Annotated in this window: 23 protein-coding genes; 12 read left to right on the top strand and 11 right to left on the bottom strand. The window is 56.2% G+C overall.

Going from position 1 to position 21,413, the window contains the following annotated elements:
• Positions 1-25 precede the first annotated feature (25 nt).
• The 3 genes from ACUN8H_RS04820 to coaBC form a co-directional block, all read right to left on the bottom strand.
• The gene (locus ACUN8H_RS04820) at positions 26-1,411 is read right to left on the bottom strand and encodes a phosphomannomutase/phosphoglucomutase (protein WP_445531004.1); all 1,386 of its coding nucleotides are present in this window, start codon (positions 1,409-1,411) and stop codon (positions 26-28) included.
• A gap of 61 nt (positions 1,412-1,472) precedes the next feature.
• Positions 1,473-1,931, bottom strand: a complete 459-nt coding sequence (gene dut / locus ACUN8H_RS04815; protein ID WP_445531003.1) for a dUTP diphosphatase — start codon at positions 1,929-1,931, stop codon at positions 1,473-1,475.
• Positions 1,932-1,969: 38 nt separating this feature from the next.
• Positions 1,970-3,253, bottom strand: coding sequence for a bifunctional phosphopantothenoylcysteine decarboxylase/phosphopantothenate--cysteine ligase CoaBC (coaBC, locus tag ACUN8H_RS04810; RefSeq protein ID WP_445531002.1), 1,284 nt, complete (start codon positions 3,251-3,253; stop codon positions 1,970-1,972).
• Between the two features lie 172 nt (positions 3,254-3,425).
• On the opposite strand from coaBC, the gene radC reads away from it, so the two are divergent.
• The 7 genes from radC to ald all read left to right on the top strand — a co-directional run bounded on the left by radC (position 3,426) and on the right by ald (position 8,808).
• Positions 3,426-4,100: a RadC family protein gene (radC, locus tag ACUN8H_RS04805; RefSeq protein WP_445531001.1), complete on the top strand. Its 675-nt coding sequence runs from the start codon at positions 3,426-3,428 to the stop codon at positions 4,098-4,100.
• Between the two features lie 257 nt (positions 4,101-4,357).
• Complete coding sequence (gene rpmB, locus ACUN8H_RS04800; protein WP_022520205.1) at positions 4,358-4,594, top strand: 50S ribosomal protein L28; 237 nt, start codon at positions 4,358-4,360, stop codon at positions 4,592-4,594.
• Between the two features lie 25 nt (positions 4,595-4,619).
• Positions 4,620-4,775, top strand: a complete 156-nt coding sequence (gene rpmG, locus ACUN8H_RS04795) for a 50S ribosomal protein L33 (RefSeq protein ID WP_007111734.1) — start codon at positions 4,620-4,622, stop codon at positions 4,773-4,775.
• Between the two features lie 157 nt (positions 4,776-4,932).
• A complete protein-coding gene (gene mutM, locus ACUN8H_RS04790) occupies positions 4,933-5,772 on the top strand; it encodes a bifunctional DNA-formamidopyrimidine glycosylase/DNA-(apurinic or apyrimidinic site) lyase (protein ID WP_445531000.1) in 840 nt (279 codons plus the stop codon).
• A gap of 86 nt (positions 5,773-5,858) precedes the next feature.
• A complete protein-coding gene (locus tag ACUN8H_RS04785) occupies positions 5,859-7,049 on the top strand; it encodes a class I SAM-dependent rRNA methyltransferase (protein ID WP_445530999.1) in 1,191 nt (396 codons plus the stop codon).
• A gap of 32 nt (positions 7,050-7,081) precedes the next feature.
• Positions 7,082-7,516, top strand: a complete 435-nt coding sequence (locus tag ACUN8H_RS04780; protein ID WP_445530998.1) for an acyl-CoA thioesterase — start codon at positions 7,082-7,084, stop codon at positions 7,514-7,516.
• Positions 7,517-7,689: 173 nt separating this feature from the next.
• Complete coding sequence (gene ald, locus ACUN8H_RS04775; RefSeq protein WP_445530997.1) at positions 7,690-8,808, top strand: alanine dehydrogenase; 1,119 nt, start codon at positions 7,690-7,692, stop codon at positions 8,806-8,808.
• A gap of 47 nt (positions 8,809-8,855) precedes the next feature.
• Here the strand turns inward: ald and ACUN8H_RS04770 are convergent, their stop codons facing one another.
• A complete protein-coding gene (locus ACUN8H_RS04770; RefSeq protein ID WP_445530996.1) occupies positions 8,856-9,104 on the bottom strand; it encodes a SlyX family protein in 249 nt (82 codons plus the stop codon).
• A 112-nt stretch (positions 9,105-9,216) separates the two neighbouring features.
• On the opposite strand from ACUN8H_RS04770, the gene ACUN8H_RS04765 reads away from it, so the two are divergent.
• A complete protein-coding gene (locus ACUN8H_RS04765) occupies positions 9,217-9,759 on the top strand; it encodes a cold-shock protein (protein ID WP_445530995.1) in 543 nt (180 codons plus the stop codon).
• Between the two features lie 101 nt (positions 9,760-9,860).
• On the opposite strand, the gene ACUN8H_RS04760 is transcribed toward ACUN8H_RS04765, so the two are convergent.
• The 7 genes from ACUN8H_RS04760 to map all read right to left on the bottom strand — a co-directional run bounded on the left by ACUN8H_RS04760 (position 9,861) and on the right by map (position 17,618).
• The gene (locus ACUN8H_RS04760) at positions 9,861-10,250 is read right to left on the bottom strand and encodes a hypothetical protein (protein ID WP_445530994.1); all 390 of its coding nucleotides are present in this window, start codon (positions 10,248-10,250) and stop codon (positions 9,861-9,863) included.
• On the bottom strand, positions 10,247-11,419 hold the full coding sequence (gene dapE / locus ACUN8H_RS04755) for a succinyl-diaminopimelate desuccinylase (RefSeq protein WP_445530993.1): 1,173 nt from the start codon (positions 11,417-11,419) through the stop codon (positions 10,247-10,249). The genes ACUN8H_RS04760 and dapE overlap by 4 nt, the downstream gene beginning before the upstream one ends.
• Positions 11,406-12,431, bottom strand: coding sequence for a 2,3,4,5-tetrahydropyridine-2,6-dicarboxylate N-succinyltransferase (gene dapD, locus ACUN8H_RS04750; protein WP_445530992.1), 1,026 nt, complete (start codon positions 12,429-12,431; stop codon positions 11,406-11,408). The genes dapE and dapD overlap by 14 nt, the downstream gene beginning before the upstream one ends.
• A 58-nt stretch (positions 12,432-12,489) precedes the next feature.
• Positions 12,490-12,834, bottom strand: a complete 345-nt coding sequence (locus tag ACUN8H_RS04745) for a Spx/MgsR family RNA polymerase-binding regulatory protein (RefSeq protein ID WP_445530991.1) — start codon at positions 12,832-12,834, stop codon at positions 12,490-12,492.
• Between the two features lie 31 nt (positions 12,835-12,865).
• On the bottom strand, positions 12,866-14,062 hold the full coding sequence (dapC, locus tag ACUN8H_RS04740; RefSeq protein WP_445530990.1) for a succinyldiaminopimelate transaminase: 1,197 nt from the start codon (positions 14,060-14,062) through the stop codon (positions 12,866-12,868).
• 89 nt (positions 14,063-14,151) lie between these two features.
• A complete protein-coding gene (locus ACUN8H_RS04735) occupies positions 14,152-16,827 on the bottom strand; it encodes a [protein-PII] uridylyltransferase (protein WP_445530989.1) in 2,676 nt (891 codons plus the stop codon).
• A complete protein-coding gene (gene map, locus ACUN8H_RS04730; protein ID WP_445530988.1) occupies positions 16,827-17,618 on the bottom strand; it encodes a type I methionyl aminopeptidase in 792 nt (263 codons plus the stop codon). Before map ends, ACUN8H_RS04735 begins: the two co-directional genes overlap by 1 nt.
• Before the next feature lie 346 nt (positions 17,619-17,964).
• Between map and rpsB the strand changes: the two genes are divergently transcribed.
• The 4 genes from rpsB (at position 17,965) to frr (ending at position 21,332) form a co-directional block, all read left to right on the top strand.
• Positions 17,965-18,714, top strand: coding sequence for a 30S ribosomal protein S2 (gene rpsB / locus ACUN8H_RS04725; protein WP_240716930.1), 750 nt, complete (start codon positions 17,965-17,967; stop codon positions 18,712-18,714).
• A gap of 228 nt (positions 18,715-18,942) precedes the next feature.
• Positions 18,943-19,812, top strand: coding sequence for a translation elongation factor Ts (gene tsf, locus ACUN8H_RS04720; protein WP_445530987.1), 870 nt, complete (start codon positions 18,943-18,945; stop codon positions 19,810-19,812).
• Between the two features lie 178 nt (positions 19,813-19,990).
• Entirely contained in the window at positions 19,991-20,770 is a 780-nt protein-coding gene (gene pyrH, locus ACUN8H_RS04715) for a UMP kinase (RefSeq protein ID WP_445530986.1), read from the top strand.
• Between the two features lie 4 nt (positions 20,771-20,774).
• On the top strand, positions 20,775-21,332 hold the full coding sequence (frr, locus tag ACUN8H_RS04710) for a ribosome recycling factor (protein WP_113268506.1): 558 nt from the start codon (positions 20,775-20,777) through the stop codon (positions 21,330-21,332).
• Positions 21,333-21,413 lie beyond the last annotated feature (81 nt).

Here is a 21,413-nt window from a genome sequence, read left to right as displayed (position 1 = left end):
GCGTGGTCCCTTCGGCGCTGAGCGGTTATTGAGGTAGCTCTAGGTCAGGCGCAATACGCTTTAACGCGTCATTAAAAACCGTTTTGATACGTGCTAGGGCAGCGGCACTCTTCCCTTCAAAGCGCATGACGAGGGCAGGGGTAGTGTTAGAAGCGCGACATAGCCCCCAGCCATCCTGATAGTCAACGCGAATACCGTCCAGCGTGGTTTTGATACCTTCGCCGAAGTCGCCCTCGCGAGCAAGCTTATCCACCAGAGAAAATTTGTTAGCGTCGGTAACCGCGATATTAATTTCCGGCGTGCCAATGTCCTGGGGAAAGTGGGCGAAAAAAGTATCCGCATCGTCGGGCTGGTTGGCGAGAATTTCCACCAGACGAGCAGCAGCATAGAGCCCATCATCAAAACCGTACCAGCGTTCTTGGAAAAAAATATGGCCGCTCATTTCCCCGCCCAGCTGAGCGCCGGTCTCTTTCATACGTGCCTTGATCAGCGAGTGACCGGTGCGCCACATCTCCGGCTCACCGCCTGCCTCGCTGATCACCTTGACCAGATTGCCGGTGCACTTGATATCAAAAATGACCTTGGCGCCGGGCTGGCGCGTGAGCATGTCGGTGGCAAATACCATCAACATGTGGTCGGGATAAATCAGCTTGCCCGAGGGGGTGACCACTCCCAGGCGGTCACCGTCCCCGTCAAAGGCAAGCCCGATATCGGCGCCCGTTTCTTGTACCTGGCGCATCAGGTCCAGCATGTTTTCCGGCTTGCCTGGGTCTGGGTGGTGATTCGGAAAGTGACCATCGACCTCGTCGAACAGAGCAATCGTTTCAATGCCCAGGCGAGCTAGCAACTGTGGGCCGAGTTCGCCAGCGACGCCATTGCCACAATCGACTACCGCCTTGATAGGCCGGTTGATACGAACATCACCCAGGATGCGCGACAGATAGGTTTCCCGCAGATCCTGCTGGGTGATGCTGCCTTGGCCTGTTGCCAGCGCACCGGACTGTATACGTTCAAACAGCGCCGTAATCGCATCGCCTGACAGCGTTTCGCCGCTTAGCACGATTTTAAAGCCGTTATAATCAGGCGGGTTATGGCTACCGGTGACCATCACGCCTGATTGGGTGCCCGCCAGTACATGCGTGGCGAAGTAGAGTACTGGTGTGGGCACCATGCCAATGTCGATCACGTCGCAGCCTGCGGCGTTAAGGCCACGCATCAGCGCCGCCTGTAGCCGGGGGCCTGAAAGACGCCCATCGCGCGCAACTACCACGCTTGACTCACCTCGCGCAGCGGCTTCAGAGCCCACCGCACGTCCAATCATTTCTACCGTGTTTTCGGTGAGCGTGTCATCAACGATGCCGCGAATGTCATAGGCGCGAAAAATCGAAGCGGGTACGGTCTGTGCGTTCATAGGCTTCCCAGCTAATCAGAAATGGCCTTGTAAAGTTTCATGCGCGCTATCCTGGCCGCTGTTACTGACTTCCGGTACTGCCAAACCCACCGCTGCCGCGTGATGAGTCTTCGAAAGCGTCCACGAGAGTGAGCTCGGCCTGTACAACAGGGACAAGCACGTACTGTGCCAGTCGGTCGAACGGGGTAAGGGTGAAGGTGCTCACCCCCCGGTTCCAGACCGAAATCATCAATTCGCCCTGGTAATCAGAATCGATCAGGCCGACCAAATTGCCCAGCACAATGCCGTGCTTATGCCCCAAGCCGGAGCGCGGTAAGATCATTCCAGCCAACGTCGGGTCTTCAATATAGATGGCAATACCCGTGCGCACGAGTTGGCAGTCGCCAGGGGCCAGGGTCAGAGGCGCGTCGAGTAGCGCACGTAGATCCATGCCTGCAGAGCCTGCCGTTGCGTAAGAGGGAAGATAGTCGTGCAAACGTTCATCTAACACTTTGCACTGCAGACGGGGGCGGGGGCTCATAACGGCTCTCCAGAAGCTTCGTGAAACTTTTTAGGGGGTTAATGGGGTGTTTTCGCCGATAGGAGAACGAGCGCCTGATGAATGATCGTAGCGGCCAGTTGGCGTTTCGGCTGAGGGGCTTCTGTTCGGCTTTCTACGCCTTTTGCGGTTCGCCATAGCAACCAAGCGGCATTCTGGTCGCTGCCGAAACCCAGCCCAGCCTGAGAAACATCGTTGGCGACGATCATGTCTAGTCCTTTGCGCGTGAGCTTGTCCTGCGCATAGCGCTGTATGTCTTGGGTTTCGGCGGCAAAGCCAACCACCAGCGGGCGCTGTTCAGCGGGCAACGCCGCTATGTTGGCAATAATGTCGGGGTTCTTGACCAGGGTGAGGGTAAGGGTGTCGTTACCATCCTGCTTTTTGAGCTTATGCTCGGCAGGCGCCGCTGAACGATAATCAGCAACCGCCGCGCAACCAATAAACAGCGAAGCCTGAGGCGCTAGTCGCTGAGACTCGGCGTGCATCTGCTCGGCAGACGTCACATCAATTCGCGTGACGCCCTGCGGCGTGGGTAAATTGACCGGCCCACTCACTAGCGTTACCCGGGCACCCACGGCGGCGGCGGCAGCGGCCAGGGCGAAGCCCATTTTTCCTGAGCTATGGTTAGAAATGTAGCGAACTGGGTCTAGCGCTTCGCGCGTCGGACCTGCGGTAATCACGACATGTGGCGCATTGGCACGAGGCGTGGTCAGCAGCGTCGTGACGGCGCTAAAGATAGCGTCGGGCTCGCTCATGCGGCCAGGACCGACGTCGCCGCAGGCCTGATCGCCAGCGGCGGGGCCAATTTGCTGCCAGCCATCGTCTTGAAGCTGCATTACATTGCGCTGCGTGGCCGGGTGGCGCCACATCGCCTGGTTCATTGCCGGGGCAATCATTTTCGGTGCTTCTGAGGCCAGGCAGAGCGTAGTGAGGAGATCGTCAGCCATGCCGTGAGCTAAGCGAGCGATTAAGTCGGCAGTGGCCGGCGCAATCAGCACCACATCTGCCCAGCGGGCGAGTTCGATATGGCCCATGCCTGCCTCGGCTTCCGGGTCCAATAACGAGGTGCGCACTGGCTCGCCGGAGAGCGCCTGCAGGGTGAGCGGGGTAATAAAGGCCTGGGCTCCGCTGGTCATCACCACGCGCACCTCGCAGCCTGCCTGCTTGAGCAGGCGCACAAGCAAGGCGCTCTTGTAAGCAGCAATACCGGCGCTAACTCCCAGTAGCACCCGCTTGCCAGCAAGCGTAGACGCCGTGGTGAAAGCGTTGGTCGGGGTGCTTGTTGTGTCAACAACAGAAGCCATGTCAGTCATCCGCATCAGCGTTCGTGAGGAGGCCTACCATACCACTGGCATCATCAATTTGGCATATATGGGGGAAACAAGGGTAAGCTAGGTTTACTGAGGCTGATCGTCGTGGGCGGGGTTGGCGACGGTTGGTGTTAATTACCAAGGGTATGCAACGCGGGAAGGTGCGATGGGAATCAATCACTGGCCAGAGGGTGAGCGGCCCCGGGAGAAGTTATTAAACGCAGGGGCACAGGCGCTTTCGGATGCTGAGCTGTTAGCGATTTTTTTGCGCGTTGGGGTGCAGGGGCGCTCGGCGGTCGATTTGGCGCGGGACTTATTGGCAAGCTTTGGTGGGTTGCGCCAACTGCTGGAGGCGGACCAAGCGAGCTTTTGTAGCGCCCGGGGATTAGGCGCCGCAAAGTATGCTCAGCTCCAAGCCACGCTTGAATTATCGCGTCGCCATTTGGCTAGCCAATTAGCGCGTGGCAATGCGCTGACATCACCGGCCTTGGTGCGCCATTACTTGAGTTCACAGCTACGCCATTTAGGACATGAAGAGTTTGCGGTGCTTTTTTTGGATACACAGCACCGAATTATTCGCTATGAATCGCTATTTCGCGGTACCCTAGACAGCGCATCTGTTTACCCCCGCGAAGTTGCCAAGCGCGCATTAGAACTTGGCGCTGGCGCTGTTATCCTGGCGCATAATCACCCCTCTGGTGTGGCAGAGCCAAGCGATGCTGATCGACGAATCACTGAACGTCTAAAAGACGCGCTCGCTCTTTTTGAAGTGCGCGTGTTGGATCATTTCGTGGTGGGAGATGGAGACGTGGTCTCTTTTGCCGAGCGTGGCTGGCTGTAAGCAGGATCAATACGCAGTGCGCTATGAAACATTGATTAAGTAAAATGAGCAAAAAGGCGCTTTTTTAGCCTTTTTGTGGGTTTTGCTTGCTGCAAGTCGGGTGCTCTGGTATAAAGTGCCACCTTTAAACTTGGGTTGAATAACGGATTTGGATAAAGCTTGGCGGTTAACGGCGCCGATACCTTCCCTGCTCCGGTTTGCCCGACAGTTTTGAACACTCAGGTAATCATATCCTGGCCAAGCAGTTGGAGGCTCTAATGTCCAAAGTATGTCAGGTTACCGGCAAGCGTCCGGTAACTGGAAACAACGTTTCACACTCCCAGCGTAAGACACGTCGTCGTTTCTTGCCAAACCTGCACACCCACCGTTTTTGGGTTGAGTCTGAAAACCGCTTCGTCAAGCTGCGCGTTTCCACTAAAGGAATGCGCATCATCGACAAGAAAGGTATCGACACAGTTTTGGTCGCTATTCGTAAGCGCGGCGACGCTATCTAAGTAAGCCTATTGGGAGAGTTGAACCATGCGCGATAAAATCAAGTTGGTGTCTAGTGCCGGTACAGGTCACTTCTACACCACTGATAAGAACAAGCGGAACACCCCGGATAAGTTCGAATTCAAAAAATTCGACCCGGTCGTCCGTAAGCACGTTATCTACAAGGAAGCCAAGATCAAGTAATCGCGTAAGCGATCATGATCGGCTTTCTCTGCAGGCGAGCGCCTGTTCAAAAACCCGGCCTCAAGCCGGGTTTTTGCATGCACGCTTTTTATGCCCAGCGAGCTTGGCTAACCCATCTTCATTAGGCTGTCATCACTAGCCGTTACGATGCTCAACTATGCCTGAATTGCCCGAAGTTGAAACGACCCGACGCGGGATTGCCCCTTATATCGAAGGCCAAGAGGTCACCGAAGTGCGGGTGCGCCAGCCGCGGCTGCGAGTGCCTGTGCCTGATGATTTCGCTGAGCGGTTGGTGGGTGCACGCATCGGTGTCTTGAAGCGGCGTGCTAAATACCTGCAAATACCCATTCACTCTATACCGCCATCCGGTAGTGCTGATGCTACGCTGCTGTGGCACCTTGGCATGTCGGGCAGTTTACGCATTGCTAACGTGGGTGATTTGCCTAAAAAGCATGATCACGTCGATGTGGTTACCGCCAATGGCTATGTGTTGCGCTACCACGACCCGCGTCGGTTTGGCTTTGTGGACTGGCAGGCCGATGACGAGACGCAGGATAGGCGTCTTGCACATCTAGGCCCCGAGCCCTTGTCCGATGCGTTTAACGGCAAATGGCTCTACAGCCTCTCGCGCAACAAGCGGGTGGCGGTAAAACCCTTTCTGATGGATAACCAGGTGGTGGTGGGTGCCGGTAATATCTATGCGGCAGAAGCGCTGTTTATGGCGGGCATCGATCCCCGCCGGGCAGCGGGGCGAGTTTCCCGCGCTCGCTACGACGCTTTAGCTCTTGCCGTGAAAGAAGTGTTGGCGGCGGCGATTACGCAAGGTGGTACTACGCTGAGAGACTTTGTCAGTGGCCAGGGCGAGCCCGGCTACTTCGCCCAGCGGCTGAATGTTTACGGCCGCCACGGCCAGCCCTGTTTACGCTGTGGTGCAGAACTACGCCGCATTACGCTAGGTCAGCGCGCCAGCGTGTTTTGCCCTGGCTGTCAGCGTTGATGACGGACGCTTAAAGCGACCTTGCGCTATTAATATCGATTGTTTCTTATGTGTGATTGCTTTGCTTACGTTTTTTGGAGATTGTTGTGACCCAACGCCTGCGCCTGAATAAAAATGCTGACCGCCGCCTTAAAGCGGGCCATCTCTGGATCTACTCCAATGAAGTGGATATTAAAGAGACCCCCTTGAAGAACTTTGCAGCAGGCGAAACCGCTCTGGTAGAAGCCTCCAACGGAAAAGTCATGGCGGTGGCTTACGTTAATCCCCATTCGTTAATTGCAGCTCGAGTCATGTCGCGTGACCCTGAAATGCGTTTGGATCGTTCGCTGTTTGTCCATCGCTTTAACCAAGCGCTGGCGCTACGTCAGCGGCTTTATGATCAGCCCTATTACCGCTTGATTCATGGTGAAGGCGATCTGCTGCCAGGCTTGGTGATCGATCGCTTTGGCGATGTGCTCGTCGTGCAGCTCAATACGGCCGGCATGCAGGCGTTGGCGGATGAAATCGTGGATGCACTGGAAAAAGTCATCAAGCCGGAAGTCATCGTCTTCCGTAATGACACCGGCGGTCGTCGTCAGGAAGGGCTCGAGGCCCATGTGGACGTCATTAAAGGGGCGCTGCCGGACGAAGTGGTGTTGGAAGAGAACGGCGCTCGCTTTATTGTGCCGGTTCTCAATGGCCAAAAAACCGGTTGGTTCTTCGATCACCGCGTTAACCGCGAGTGGCTTAATCGCCAAGTGGCGGGTAAGCGCGTACTGGATGTCTTCAGTTACGTGGGTGGTTGGGGCGTTCAGGCCGCCGTTCATGGCGCGCAAGAGGTAATGTGCCTAGACTCTTCAGGCCCAGCGCTAGACCAAGTCGCACGCAACGCTGAACTGAATGGCGTGCAGGATAAGGTGGCTGTTAGTGAGGGCGATGCGTTTGAAGCCTTGGCAGCCTTGAAAGCTGACGGCAAAGAGTTTGATGTGGTCGTTCTTGATCCACCCGCCTTCATTAAAAAGCGCAAGGATATTCCTAGCGGCGAGCGTGCCTATGCCCGCTTGAACCGCGAAGCGATGCGCTTGCTGGGACGTGATGGTCTATTGCTGTCGGCCTCTTGCTCGATGCATTTGGCACCCGAGCGGCTGATGGACGTAGTGCGTGGTGCGGTTCGCCACCAGGATCGTCACGGTCAGGTGATTTTTCAAGGCCACCAAGGCCCTGATCACCCCGTTCATCCAGCTATTCCTGAAACGTCTTATCTGAAAGCGTTGGGCGTACGCGTGTTCCGCGACTAGTTTATGAGAGTCAGGATAAAGAGGAGCCAAGGATGGAGTGGGCGCTGTCCGATCCGTTTGTGATCGATATCGATGTGTCTGATGAGGCGATCGATGCCTATCAGCACGTCAATAATAGCGAATACCTACGCTGGGTTGAGCAGATTAGCTGGGCGCACTCGGTCGCGCTCGGCCTCTCTATCGAGCGTTACCGAGAACTTGACCGGGCAATGGTGGTACACCGCCACGAGCTGGATTACCTCGCGCCGGCTTTTGCAGGCGACGCACTTCAATTAGCAACCTGGATTGTCGATTGCGATGAGCGCTTCAGTTTGACCCGTCGTTTTCAGTTAGTGCGCGTTAGCGATGCTAAAACGCTGCTGAAGGCCCGCACACGCTTTGCCTGCGTGGCGCTCTCAACGGGGCGGCCCAAGCGTTTACCCAGCGAGTATCGGCGTATTTACGGCAGCGCGGTTATTGTCGAGTGACGCTGGGTGGAGTGGATTTTTTCGTGCAGAAACGGTAATCGCTAGATTTTTCTCCTAAAAAACGCCTTAACCGGCGTTTTTTTTGTTTTGCATTCCTGGGGTGGTGGTCAGCGTTGGCTGTGCTGTAATTTGCTTAACAAGACCGCTGACCTTAAAAGCACAGGGAAAAACCAATGCAAATCGCCGTCCCCAAAGAGATTAAAAATCACGAATATCGTGTAGCGTTAACACCCACTGGTGCGCGGGAATTAACCGGACGTGGCCATCAGGTCAGCGTTCAAGCGGGGGCCGGTGAAGGTGCCGGCTTTGCCGATGCTGATTATCAGGCCGCCGGTGCCCAAATAGAAGCCGATGTGGACGCTTTGTGGCGCAATGCCGAGCTGATCCTCAAGGTGAAAGAGCCACAGCCGGACGAGGTGGCACGCCTCACTTCACGGCACACGCTGTTTACCTATCTGCACTTAGCCGCCGAAGAGCCCCTTACCCGCGGGCTGATGGAGAGCGGTGCCACCTGTATTGCCTACGAAACGATTACCGATGCCCGTGGTGGTTTGCCGCTACTGGCACCGATGAGCACCGTCGCTGGGCGCATGGCCGTGCAAGCGGGGGCCCACAGCCTGGAAAAAGCCCAGGGTGGTGCAGGTGTGCTGCTGCCCGGTGTGCCCGGTGTGGCGCCGGGTAAAGTGACCGTCATTGGTGGCGGTGTGGTGGGCGAGAACGCCGCTCGCATGGCGCTAGGTTTGGGCGCTGAAGTGACTATCTTAGATAAATCTCTAGCGCGTCTGGAAGTGCTGGATGACCGCTACCAAGGGCGTATTAAAACGGTTTACTCCACCGCAGACGCGTTGGAAACCGCCACGCGCGAGTCGGATATGATTATTGGTGCGGTATTGGTGCCCGGCGCCGCTGCGCCCAAATTAATCACTCGCCGGATGTTGGCTGGAATGAAGCCTGGCAGCGTATTGGTCGATGTGGCGATCGATCAGGGCGGCTGTTTCGAAACTAGTAAGCCCACGACTCATGCCGAGCCGACCTTCATTGTCGATGGGGTGGTGCACTACTGTGTCGCCAACATGCCCGGTGCCGTGGCCCGCACGGCTACTCAAGGGTTGACCAACGCCACACTGCCCTTTGTACTAGCGTTGGCGGATAAAGGCTGGCAGCAGGCGCTACGCGACGACCCGCATTTTCTTCCCGGCCTTAACGTGCACGCAGGCCAAGTCACCTACCAGGCTGTGGCAGACGCTTTCGGGCTAGCAAGTAGTGATCCTGATAAGATGGTGAGAAGTTAAACAATAGAAAGTGACTGGCTAGGCACTGGCTTAATCTAGGCACTGGCTTAATAGTGTGGCGGAAGTTCATCCTCAGGGCGCGGGCCGCTCTGGGGTTCGCTTGTTTGAAGGGCCTGATGCTGCTCACGTAGGCGTTCTCGCATCAAGCCGCTTAGCTGCTCAAGTTTTTCCAAGCGGCGTTCCTGCTGCACCACGGCTTGATCGAGTGTGTCGAGCCAGTGCTCTTGATGCGCTAAGCGGCTTTCCAAAGATTCAACAAGTTGAGTCAGCTCAGTGGGCGATAATTCGTGGGTCATGATAACATTGCAACCTTATGTAGTAGTATGCCGGTGCTATTGGGAATGGGCCTGATAGTGCGGGTATTGTCCTTCGTCTGTTACCCATACAACAAGAGAGCTTTTATTTTCTATGAACCCAAAAGTTGTGTTTCGCTGTTTCTTAATCAGTGTATTACTTGCCGCCCCCACGCCACTTTTGTTGGCGGGGATTGTTCGTTTAACCGATAGTACCCTCGCGGAGCAGTGGATGGCCGAGCTGGCCATTAGTGGCGTTAGCGGTATCTACATTGCCGTTGCGATAGGGTGTTTTATTGTTCTCTGGATTGCCACGTTAGCGTCTGCGGCGTTTGCACCCTCGGTCGTGGTAGCGTCTGATGTGGTGGCGCGTTCTAAGCCCGTATCACGCCAGCCCCAGGCGCCCGCTCCTATGGACGATGAGGAAGAGGATATCATCGACCCCAATGATGGCCGTGAAGAAGGGGAAGTGAAGTGGTTCAATACCAACAAAGGCTATGGTTTTATCACTCGCGATAATGGTGAAGATGTCTTTGTACACTTTCGCGCCATTCGTGGCCGTGGCCCGCGTATGTTAGCTGAAGGCCAAATTGTGCGTTACCACGTGATTAAAAATGAGCGTGGTTTGCAGGCCGACGATGTGAGCATTATTGAGTAAACGCAAGTTGAGTAAGTAAAAGTCGAGTGAGCAATAAGCGAGTTTGTTAAAAAGTGCTAGTAAACGACCCCACTCCGGTGGGGTCGTTTACGTTGGGGCTATTAACGACCCGAATCGGGCCACTCGATCGCTCTCTCCTGGCCGTCGGGCAGCACTTGCCAGAAACGGTCCGGGTCATCGCCAGGGTTCCAGCCGCCCAACGAGCATCGTACTTCGGTCTGAAGCGCCTCGGCGGCTTGCTGGGCACACTCTTGATCGGTCAACCAAGGTGTGTGGTTGCTATCAAACCATAGGCTGGCAAAGCCATCGGCGGCTTTGTCTACGAATAATACCGGCACGCAGTCGCCCTGATACTGACCACGGGTTTGCCATTTGCCTTTGCCTGCTGGGCTAAGGGGTGGTGCTATTAGCGTGCTTTTAAGCCACTCATTGAGCGCCTCCAGCGAGACGCTGGCCAGGTAGATTTCTATATCGGGGTAACGCTCCATCATACGTTTACCTCGCCAGATATAAGCAGCGCCTGCAGTGTCGCTTCATAAATCCGACTCAAATCATCGAGGTCGCTAGCGCGCACGCGCTCATTGACCTTATGGATGGTGTCGTTCAGCGGGCCTAGCTCGACCACTTGGGCGCCTAGGGTGGCAATGAAGCGGCCATCAGAGGTGCCGCCGCTGGTCGATAGCGCTGGGCGCTCGCCAGTCACCGCTTCAACGCCTTTGATGACAGCATCGACAAGCTCGCCTTCAGTGGTCAGGAAGGGCTCGCCGTTCAGCGTCCAGTCTATCTGATACTCCAAGCCATGGTGCGCGAGAATAGCCTCGGTGCGCGCTTTGAGCTCATCAGAGGTCACTTCGGTCGAGAAGCGGAAGTTAAACACCACTTCCACATCGCCAGGGATCACATTGGTAGCCCCGGTGCCTGCGCGTAGGTTGGAAATCTGAAAACTGGTAGCGGGAAAAAAGTCGTTGCCAGCATCCCAGTGTTCGTTAACCAGCGCATCGAGTGCTGGCATCGCCTGATGAATAGGGTTGCGCGCTAAATGCGGATACGCCACATGGCCTTGTACCCCCTTGATGTGCAACGTTGCCCCGAGGGAGCCGCGTCGGCCATTTTTGATCATATCGCCTAGGCGCTTGGTGGACGAAGGCTCGCCGACGATGCAGTAATCGAGGCGCTCATTGCGCTCGCGGAGATGCTCAACCACGGCGCGGGTGCCGTCGACTGCCGGGCCCTCCTCATCAGAGGTGATCAAAAAGGCGATACGGCCATCGTGCGCCAGGTTTTTTGTCACAAAGCGCTCAACGGCGGTCAGCATGGAGGCCAAGCTGCCTTTCATATCGGCAGCACCGCGCCCACATAGCATTCCCTCTTCATCGATACAGGGCTCGAAGGGCGGGTACTGCCAGTTGACATAAGGGCCGCTGGGCACTACGTCGGTGTGGCCGGCGAATGCCACGACGGGGCCGTGATGGCCGCGAACGGCCCAGAAATTCTTCACATCCCCAAAGGGCAGCCGCTCAATAGTGAAGCCGAGCGCTTGTAAACGCTCGATCATGAGTGCCTGGCAGCCTTCGTCATCCGGTGTCACCGATGGTCGGCTAAGCAGCTCAAAGGCGAGTTGCAGCGTCGGTGACAGCGTTTCAGGCTCAGTTGTGGGCATGCAACGCCTCATTCAGGGCGATGGCGGTTTTGTTCGTCAGGCACTCGATGCGACCATTCTGCGAATTGCGGCGCCACAGCTGATCATCTTGACCAGCAAGCTCGCGGGCGGCGACGGTATTCACTTCCTGGCCCTGGTCATCCAGCAGGGTCACTTTGGAGCCTGCCGTGATATAAAGCCCCGCTTCCACCGTGCAGCGGTCGCCTAGCGGAATGCCGATGCCCGCGTTGGCGCCGATTAAACAGCCTTCGCCGACTTTTATCACGATATTGCCGCCGCCGGAGAGCGTGCCCATGGTCGAGCAGCCGCCACCGAGATCCGAGCCTTTACCCACCATTACGCCTGCTGAGATGCGACCTTCAATCATTCCTGGGCCTTCGGTGCCCGCATTGAAGTTGACGAAGCCTTCGTGCATCACGGTGGTGCCTTCGCCCAGGTAAGCGCCTAGACGAACCCGCGCTGTATCACCGATGCGGATGCCCGTCGGCACCACGTAGTCGGTCATTTTGGGGAACTTGTCAACGCAATCCACGGAGAGTGCACGCCCCGCCATGCGCGCCTTCAAACGGCGTGCAGGCAGCTCTTCAATATCGATCGCGCCTTCGTTGGTCCAGGCAATATTGCGTAGCAGGCCAAACATGCCGGTCAGATCCACCCCATGGGGCTTCACTAAACGGTGGGAGAGCAGGTGTAGTTTGAGATACACCTCGGGAGCCGTTTGCGGCGGCTGGTCGGTGTCTAGGAACATGGCAACTAGCGGACGCTGGCTAGCGGAAAGCGCTTCAGCAAGCTCTGCCTGGGCAGAGTGCCCAGTGGCTTCTAGCGCTTTTGCTAAGCGTGTGCAGTCTTCTGGCAAAAAGCTAATGGCGGCGTTGCCTTGGGGAGCGTCCAGGGCTTGCTGAGCGGCCTCCACCAAGCTTGCCGCCGGGTTGAGCAATGGTGCCGGATAGTAGATTTCCAGCCAGTCGCCCTGGGTGTTTTGGGTGCCGATTCCAAGCGCAAAGCTCAACATAATAGAGTTTCCTGTAGTGATGAGTCGGGGAGAATAAAGAGTGAGTGCGGCTAAGCGATTAACCGCTCAGCTTGTCGTAATCGCCGTCGCGGTAGCCAACTAAAATGGTCGAGTCGTCTACTTCTAGTAGCGGTCGCTTCAGTAGCGTGGGATGTTTCATCAGCACCTGACGGGCAGACGTATCGAAGGCGTCTTTCTCTTCTTGAGGGAGGTCGCGCCAGGTTTTGCTGCGCTTGTTGACGACATCGACAAGCGGTACCCGTTCTAAAATATGCTCAAGCAGACCCGCCGAAAGGCCATCTTTGCGCAGGTCGTAGGTCTTGAACGCAATACCTTTGCCTTCCAACGCTTTTCGCGCCTTACGGCAGGTGTCGCAGGTGTTGATAATATAAAGCGTCAGCATACAGCCTCCATCAAGCAAAGCGTTATCGCGGTTAACCGCGCTCAATTAGATGACGAATACGCTGAGCCGCTTCCAGCGTAGGCGCCAATTCGGCCACCAGTGCTAACCGCACGCGCCCAACGCCTGGGTTGATGCCGTTTGCTCCCGTGCGCCCCATTAAGCTGCCGGGCAGCACGCTAACATGCTGTTCGGCAAACAGGCGCTGGGTGAAAGCAATGTCGTCGCCGCCCGGTACTGCGGGCCAGAGATAGAAACTGGCTTGAGGTGCAGGGAAGCTCATGACAGGCGCAAGCACATCGGTCACAGCGCTAAATTTCTCCCGGTAGGCATCGCGATTAGCGCGCACATGCTGCTCATCCTGCCAAGCGGCAATAGACGCGTGCTGAATGGGCAGCGACATGGCACAGCCATGGTAGGTTCGGTAACGCTTAAACGGCGTGAGCAGGGCTGCATCGCCCGCTACAAAACCGGAGCGCAGGCCGGGCAAGTTAGAGCGTTTGGAGAGCGAGTGAAACACGATACAACGACGATAGTCATCGCGACCCAGCTCGGCGCAGGCTTGTAATAGCCCGGGCGGTGGGGCGGTCTCGTCTAGATACAGCTCCGAATAACACTCGTCTGAGGCGATGATGAAGTCGTGCTCATCGGCCAGTGCAATGAGCTGCTTGAACTCCTCAAGAGGCGTCACGGCGCCGGTGGGGTTGCCCGGTGAACAGATAAACACCATCTGCACCTCGCGCCATGTAGCGGCAGGCACCGCACTAAAGTCAGGTCGAAAATTGTTCTCAGCGATGCAGTCCAAATAGAGCGGCTCACCGCCTGCCAGCAGCGTTGCACCTTCATAAATCTGATAAAACGGATTGGGTACCGCGACTTTCGCCGGCCGTGTGCGATCCAGCGCTGCCTGCACAAAGGCAAAGATGGCCTCCCGAGTACCGTTGACCGGAACGACGTGCCGTTCGCTGTCGAGTTCGCGTAGCTGAAAGCGTTGGGTTGCCCAGTTAGCGATGGCTTCACGTAGCGCAGGTAAACCGTTGGTGGCGGGGTAGCGGGCCATTTCCAATTGGTGCGCTACTAATGCTTCCAGCGCCGCGGAATAGGGGGCGTGCTGGGGCTCACCGATGGTCAGCGGGATAGGCGCCAAGCCGGCTGGGGGCGTTAACTCAGCTTTCAGCGCGGCCAGCTTTTCAAACGGGTAGGGATGCAGGGCGTCGAGGTCGGCGTTCATGGTATGTCCGTTGATGGCTGGCGGCGTAAGCCGACGATTATAGGCAAGCCCCGGTGCAGGCTCAAACCTAACCGGGGTTGGGAAGAGGCTTAAACCCCTAACACTTCAATCAGCCGCTCACGTAGCTGCTGTTGTCGTTCAGGGTCGGTCAGTGGTTCGCCTGCCTTGGTGGTAATGAAAAAGACGTCCTCCACCCGCTCGCCAAGGGTGGCGATTTTCGCCGCCGAAAGCGAAATATCCTGCTCCATGAAGATCCGCCCCACGCGGGCCAGTAGGCCGGGGCGGTCGGGGGCCGTTAGTTCCAGCATGGTGCGCTCATTGGCCGGGTCCTGCTCGATAAGCACCTCGGTGGGTACCTTGAAATGCTTGAGCTGGCGCGGTGTATGACGCGTGACGATATCCGGGTAGTCATCGGGGTCATCGAGCTCTTCCACCAAGTGCAGTCGCATCTCCGCGATGTGCGCAGGGTCGCGAATCGGTTGGCCGTGGCTGTCGAGCACAATAAAGGTATTGAGCGTCCAGTCGTTGTGGGAGGTGGCAATGCGGGCGTCGTGGATCGACAGCCCCAGTTGCTCCATGGCAGCGGCGGTGGCGGCGAACAGGTCATCCACTGAGCGCGTATGGATAAACACCTTGGTGCCGCCTTCGGCCATGTCGGCAGTGGGGGCGCTGATCAGCACCAGCGGCAGCGGCGACTGGTTATGATTGAGGATCCCTTGGGTCTGCCAGACAATTTCGCTAGGCGCGTATTGGAGAAAGTAATCCTCGCCGAGGGATTCCCAGAGCTGGTCGATTTGTGCCCGGTTGACGCCGATGGTTTGCAGCAGCGAGCGTGCCTCGGTGCGCGTTTCGCGCACCCAGTCGTCACGGTCGGGCGGGTTGTTCAGGCCACGCCGCAAGGCGCGCTTGGTTTCGGCGTGCAATTGACGCAGCAGCGACGCCCGCCAGCCGTTCCACAGCGTCGGGTTGGTCGCGTTGATATCGGCCACGGTGAGGACATAGAGGTAGTCGAGGCGGGTTTCATTACGCACCACCAGAGCAAAATCACGAATCACATCGGGGTCGCTAATGTCGCGCTTTTGCGCGGTCATCGACATCAATAAATGGTGCTCCACCAGCCAACTGACCAAATTGGTATCGTGGGGCGAAATATGATGCCGCTGGCAGAACTGTTCGACGTCTCGGGCGCCGATTTCCGAGTGGTCACCGCCACGGCCCTTGCCAATGTCGTGAAACAGGCCGGCCATCCACAATAGATCCAGCTTGGGAAGCTGCTGCATCAATGCTGCCGCTACCGGGAAATCACCCTTTGCCTCCGGTTTGCGGAAGCCGTGCAGAAACTTGAGTAATCGCAGGGTGTGGGCATCGACGGTGTAGATATGAAACAGGTCGTGTTGCATCAATCCCACGGCGCGCCCAAATTCGGGCAAGTATTTGCCCAAAATGCCGTAGCGGTTCATGCGGCGGAGCTGGCGCGGCACGTTACCGGGGGCGCGCAAGATAGCCATGAAGAGCCGCTGGTGGCGCGGCTCCTCCCGGTAGTGGTCGTCAATTTGGTGGCGGTGGTCGCGAATTAGCCGGATGGTGTCGGCACGTACCCCTTCGATCTCAGGGTGCTTTGCCATCAGCAGAAACAGCTCCAGCATGGCGGCGGGCCGCTCGCGAAACAGGTTGCGTGAGCGCACCTGAATATAGCCGCCTTTGGTCTCGAAGCGCTCATTCAGCTTGACGGTCTCCAGCGCTTCCTTTCCACGTAGGATCACTTCGTCAAAGTGCTGCAGCAGCATGTCGTTGAGACCCGCCAGCGCAGTGACATGCCGGTAGTAACGCTTCATGAACTGCTCAACCGCCAGCCGCTCTGGCGTATCACGGAAGCCGAACATCTCAGCGATAGTGCGCTGATGGTCAAACAGCAGACGGTCTTCGGCGCGGTCGGTCAGCATGTGCAAGGCATAGCGCACCTGCCATAAAAAGGCCTGCCCCTGGCTTAAAATGCGTAGCTCGGCATCATTCATAAAGCCGTTAGCGACAATGTCGGTGTACTGTTCGGTGCCGAAGTGGCGCTTGGCCACCCAGCCGATCATCTGGATGTCACGCAGCCCGCCCGGCGAGCTTTTGAGGTTTGGCTCCAGGTGATACTCAGAGTTGTTGTAGCGGTAGTGGCGAGCAATTTGCTCCTGCCACTTGGCCTCAAAGAAGCGGTCAGCGGGCCAAATATGCTCGGCGCTGAGGCGCTCGCGCATCGCTTCGCGCAGCGCCTCGGGTCCTGCGATCAACCGTGATTCGAGCAGATTGGTAATCACGGTCACGTCAGCTTCGGCTTCCCGTTCGCAGTCGTTGAGCGAACGCACGCTATGCCCGATCTCTAGGCCAATATCCCATAAAAAAGTGATAAAGGCGGTGAGCGGTTCGCGGTAGGCGGTGTCGTCGTCCTGCGCCAGCAGTAGCAGCAGATCGATATCGGAGTGCGGGTGCAGTTCGCCCCGGCCATAGCCGCCGACAGCGACTAGCGCAATGCCGTCATCGGGCCACTCGTGTTGCGCCCAGGCAATCGCCAGTAGCTGATCCAAGTACCAAGCGCGGCCACGCACTAGATCACGGATATCCGCCCCGGTGCGAAACTGGTCATCCAGCCGCGCTTGCAGTTCGCGCAGCGCTGCCTTGAAAGGGGTAACCGGCGAACGCGAGCCAGCAAGCTCGGTACGGAACAGGTCTAAGTCAAAAAGCGAGGTGTCCGGTTCAAACCGGTAGTGGTGGAGAAGCATCAGTTGGACAAAAAACTGAAGTCTTCATCGCTGCGCGCGGTTAGGACTTCAACACCGGCCTCGGTCACCAGCAGCGTGTGTTCCCACTGGGCAGAAAGGCTGCGGTCTTTGGTGACGGCGGTCCACCCATCGCGCAGTACCTTGGTTTTATAGCCGCCGACATTAATCATCGGCTCGATGGTAAAGCACATGCCCGCGGCGAGTTTAATGTCGGCGTCCGCTGCGTAACCGTCGTAGTGCAAAAATTGCGGCTCCTCGTGGAAGTCAGCGCCGATACCGTGCCCACAGAAGTCACGCACCACCGAGTAGCCGTGCTCTTCGGCATGCTTTTGAATCACTCGCGCCAGTTCGGAAAGGCGCACGCCCGGTTTCACCCGCTCAATGCTTTTATACAGGCACTCTTGGGTGATGCGGCATAACCGTTCGCCCTGAATGGTGTCGCCGATCACGAACATGACACTGGAGTCGCCGTGATAGCCGTCTTGGGTCTTTACGGTGATATCCAGGTTCATGATGTCGCCGTTTTTGAGCTTCTTGGCGTCATCAGGAATGCCGTGGCACACCACATGATTGATAGACGTGCAGGTTGCCTTCGGAAAGCCGTGATAGTTCAGCGGCGCCGGGGCTGACCCCAGCTCATTAACGATATAGTCGTGACAAAGGCGGTCAATTTCCCCCGTACTCACCCCGCCCTGAATATGCGGCGTGATCATTTCAATGACGCTAGCCGCTTGGCGCCCGGCTTCGCGCATGTGTTCGATTTCAGAAGGCGTCTTGATGGGAACGTTCATGAATGCTCGATATGGGTTCTGGATGGATAATTGGATGGCGCAATTTAAGACCGTCAAACCGGGTGCGACTTCATCTTGGCAATGATCTATGGTATAAAGCCGCGCGCTTTCCTGCAATCGTGTTTCCGAGCTTCTTGGCTGGGAGAGACGGCAGTAGGGCAGGGCGATGAATCCGCAGCGTGCCTTTCAAGCGTCATGCTGCTTGATTAATCACTAAAAACATCAAGCCTTAAAAACACACATGCACCGGCACATGGTCCCGGGTGCCGCTGGCAGCGTCTAACGTGGTCAACGGTCGGATCCATGGGGTGCGTGGAGGCCTAACCCGAGTTTCAGGAGTTTTACCATGTCTCACGTTAATATGCGTGACCTGCTCAAAGCAGGTGCTCACTTCGGCCACCAGACCAAGTACTGGAACCCGAAAATGAGCAAATTTATCTTCGGCGCGCGTAACAAGATTCACATCATCAACCTCGAGCACACCCTTCCGGCGCTGAACGAAGCGATCGATGTGGTCGAAAAGATGGCGGCATCCAACAACAAAATTTTGTTTGTTGGCACCAAGCGCAGCGCAAGCAAGGTAATTAAAGAAGAAGCGAATCGTGCAGGTCAACCGTTCGTCAACCATCGCTGGTTGGGCGGCATGTTGACTAACTTCAAGACCATTCGTCAGTCGATTAAGCGTCTGCGTGATCTTGAAACCATGCGCGAAGACGGCACGTTCGAGAAGCTGACCAAGAAAGAAGTCCTGATGGCGACTCGCGAGCAGGACAAGCTTGAGCGTTCTATCGGCGGTATCAAGAACATGGGCGGCCTGCCGGACGCACTGTTCGTGATCGACGTTGACCACGAGCGTATTGCGATCAACGAAGCCAACAAACTGGGCATCCCGGTTATCGGCGTGGTGGATACCAACTCCAACCCCGATGGCGTTGATTACGTAATCCCAGGTAACGATGACTCTATCCGCGCTATCCAGATTTACGTTAAAGCGATTGCGGATGCGTGTGGTCGTGCCAAAGAAGGTAACGCTCAAGAGTTCGTTGAAGTGACCGAAGAGGCCGCTGCAGCTGAAGACAACACGGCTGCCGAGTAATCGCAGCCGTGGGTGCGGTAAGTAGAAGTGCCGCATCAAGATAAAGGGGGCTATGCCCCCTTTTTCCCGCGACAGATGAACCGTCTGGGCGGAAGAATTTGCCGGCACTCGATACCGGCCCCGCAATACAGAGAGACATAGGGCAGCGTGATACATGATGGTCATTTATCATGCCTATACTCTGTGTTGCGTTTAACTCTCATAGAACCATTTCAGAGGTGAATTCTCATGGCAGCTATCAGCGCCTCTCAGGTCAAGGAACTTCGCGAGCGTACCGGTCTCGGCATGATGGAGTGTAAAAAAGCACTCACCGAAACTGACGGTGATATCGAAGTTGCGATTGAAAACCTGCGTAAAAGCTCAGGCCTAAAAGCGGCTAAGAAAGCCGACCGCATCGCCGCAGAAGGTGTGGTAGTAACGCGTGTAGCGGAAGACGGTAGCTACGGCGTAATGGTCGAAATCAACTCCGAGACTGACTTTGTTGCTCGTGATGATAACTTCATCGCGTTTGCCGACAAGATCGCCGGTGCTTTCTTCACTGCAAAAAGTGAAGATGTTGCCGCCGTCATGGCGGGCGAGCTGGAAACGGCGCGCGAGCAGCTGGTACAGAAAATCGGTGAAAACATTGGCGTGCGTCGTGCCGTAGTGGTTAACGCTGCTGACGGTGGCTTGGTCGGTGAGTACGTCCACGGTGGCCGCATTGGCGTTTTGACCGTGCTGACCGGTGGCTCATCGGAAGTTGCGAAAGATGTGGCCATGCACGTGGCGGCGATCAATCCCTCCGTTGCCCATCCGGAAAACATGCCTCAGGAAGAGCTGGACGCTGAAAAAGCGATTATCCTGGCACAGCCAGACATGGCTGGTAAGCCGGAGCAGATCGCTGAGAAGATGGTTCAGGGCCGCTTGAAAAAGTACCTGGCAGAAAACAGCCTGACCGAGCAGCCGTTTGTAAAAGACCCGAACCAAACCGTTGCTGAGTTCGTCAAAGCCGCGGGCGGCGAAGTGGTTGGTTTCACTCGCTTCGAAGTGGGCGAAGGCATCGAGAAAGAAGAAGTCGATTTCGCCAAGGAAGTTATGGAACAGGCTGGCCGTCGCTGAGGTCAGAGGTTTCAGAAAGATGATGGCGTGCGCGCGAGCGCACGCCTTCGTGTATCCGGCCCTTGTATAATCGCTGCTAATATAACCGGCTATTTTATACCGGTTTTATAAGTTAACAATTTTATACATAGGGGCTGCCCCGCCTGCCTGTATTCAGGTCTGCCTCAGGAGAGATGCCATGTCACGTGATGTTCAAGAGTCTACCCCCCACGTAGCACCCAACAAAGGCAACGCTGAGAGTTCGAAGTCAAAATACAAACGTATTTTGCTCAAGCTTTCTGGTGAAGCGCTGATGGGTGAGCACGATTTTGGTATCGACCCAAAGGTGCTTGATCGCATGGCACTGGAAATTGGTCAGCTCGTCGGCATTGGGGTGCAAGTCGGTATCGTGATTGGCGGCGGTAACTTGTTCCGTGGCGCGGCGCTCAATGAAGCGGGTATGGATCGAGTCACCGGCGACCATATGGGTATGTTGGCCACTGTTATGAATGCGTTGGCCATGCGGGACGCTTTAGAGCGCTCCAATATCCGTTCGCGGGTGATGTCGGCCATTCCGATGAGTGGGGTGGTCGAGCACTATGATCGACGTACCGCCATTCGTTACTTAACCTCAGGGGATGTGGTGTTATTCTCTGCGGGGACAGGCAACCCCTTCTTCACCACCGACTCTGCTGCTTGTTTGCGTGGTATTGAAGTCGATGCGGATGTGGTGATTAAGGCGACCAAAGTCGATGGTGTTTACAATAAAGACCCGGTAAAAAATACCGACGCTGTGAAGTATGACCAACTCTCTTACGATGACGCCCTGGATCAAAAATTGGGCATTATGGATTTGACCGCTATCTGCCTGGTACGTGACCATAATATGCCGGTGCGGGTATTTGATATGAATAAGCCTGGTGCCCTACTGAATATGGTTGTAGGGGGCAAGGAAGGCACGCTGATATACAGAGGGTAATGACGTGATCAACGATATTAAGAAAGATGCCGAATCGCGCATGAAAAAAAGCGTTGAGGCGCTGCACAGTAACTTTAATAAAATTCGTACCGGCCGTGCTCATCCGAGCATTTTAGACGCCGTGACTGTGGATTATTACGGTAGCCAAGTACCGCTTAGCCAGGTGGCCTCGGTCAACGTTGAAGATGCCCGTACGCTGACGATTGCGCCGTGGGAACAGGGCATGGTGCAGAAAATCGAAAAAGCTATTATGACTTCCGATCTGGGTTTGAATCCGGCCAGCGCAGGCAACGTGATTCGTGTACCGATGCCGATGCTGACCGAAGAAACCCGCAAAGGTTACATCAAGCAAGCGCGTAGCGAAGCCGAAAATGCGCGCGTGGCAGTACGTAATGTTCGCCGTGATGCCAACGGTGATTTCAAGTCACTATTGAAAGATAAAGACATTACCGAAGACGATCAGCGTGAAGGCGAAGATGCGATTCAAAAGTTGACGGATAAGTATATCGCCGAGATTGATAAAGCGCTGGCCGCGAAAGAGCAGGATCTGATGCAGGTGTAAGCCTGCACTTTATGCAGCCGCGGGCAGCTTATGCTGCCCGTTTTGCCACACTCTGGCTGGTTTTTTTATGACTGATCTTTG

The organism is Vreelandella sp. V005 (assembly GCF_052645115.1).
Note: the sequence above shows the minus strand (reverse complement) of the source record. Positions and strands in the feature narration are given on the sequence as shown.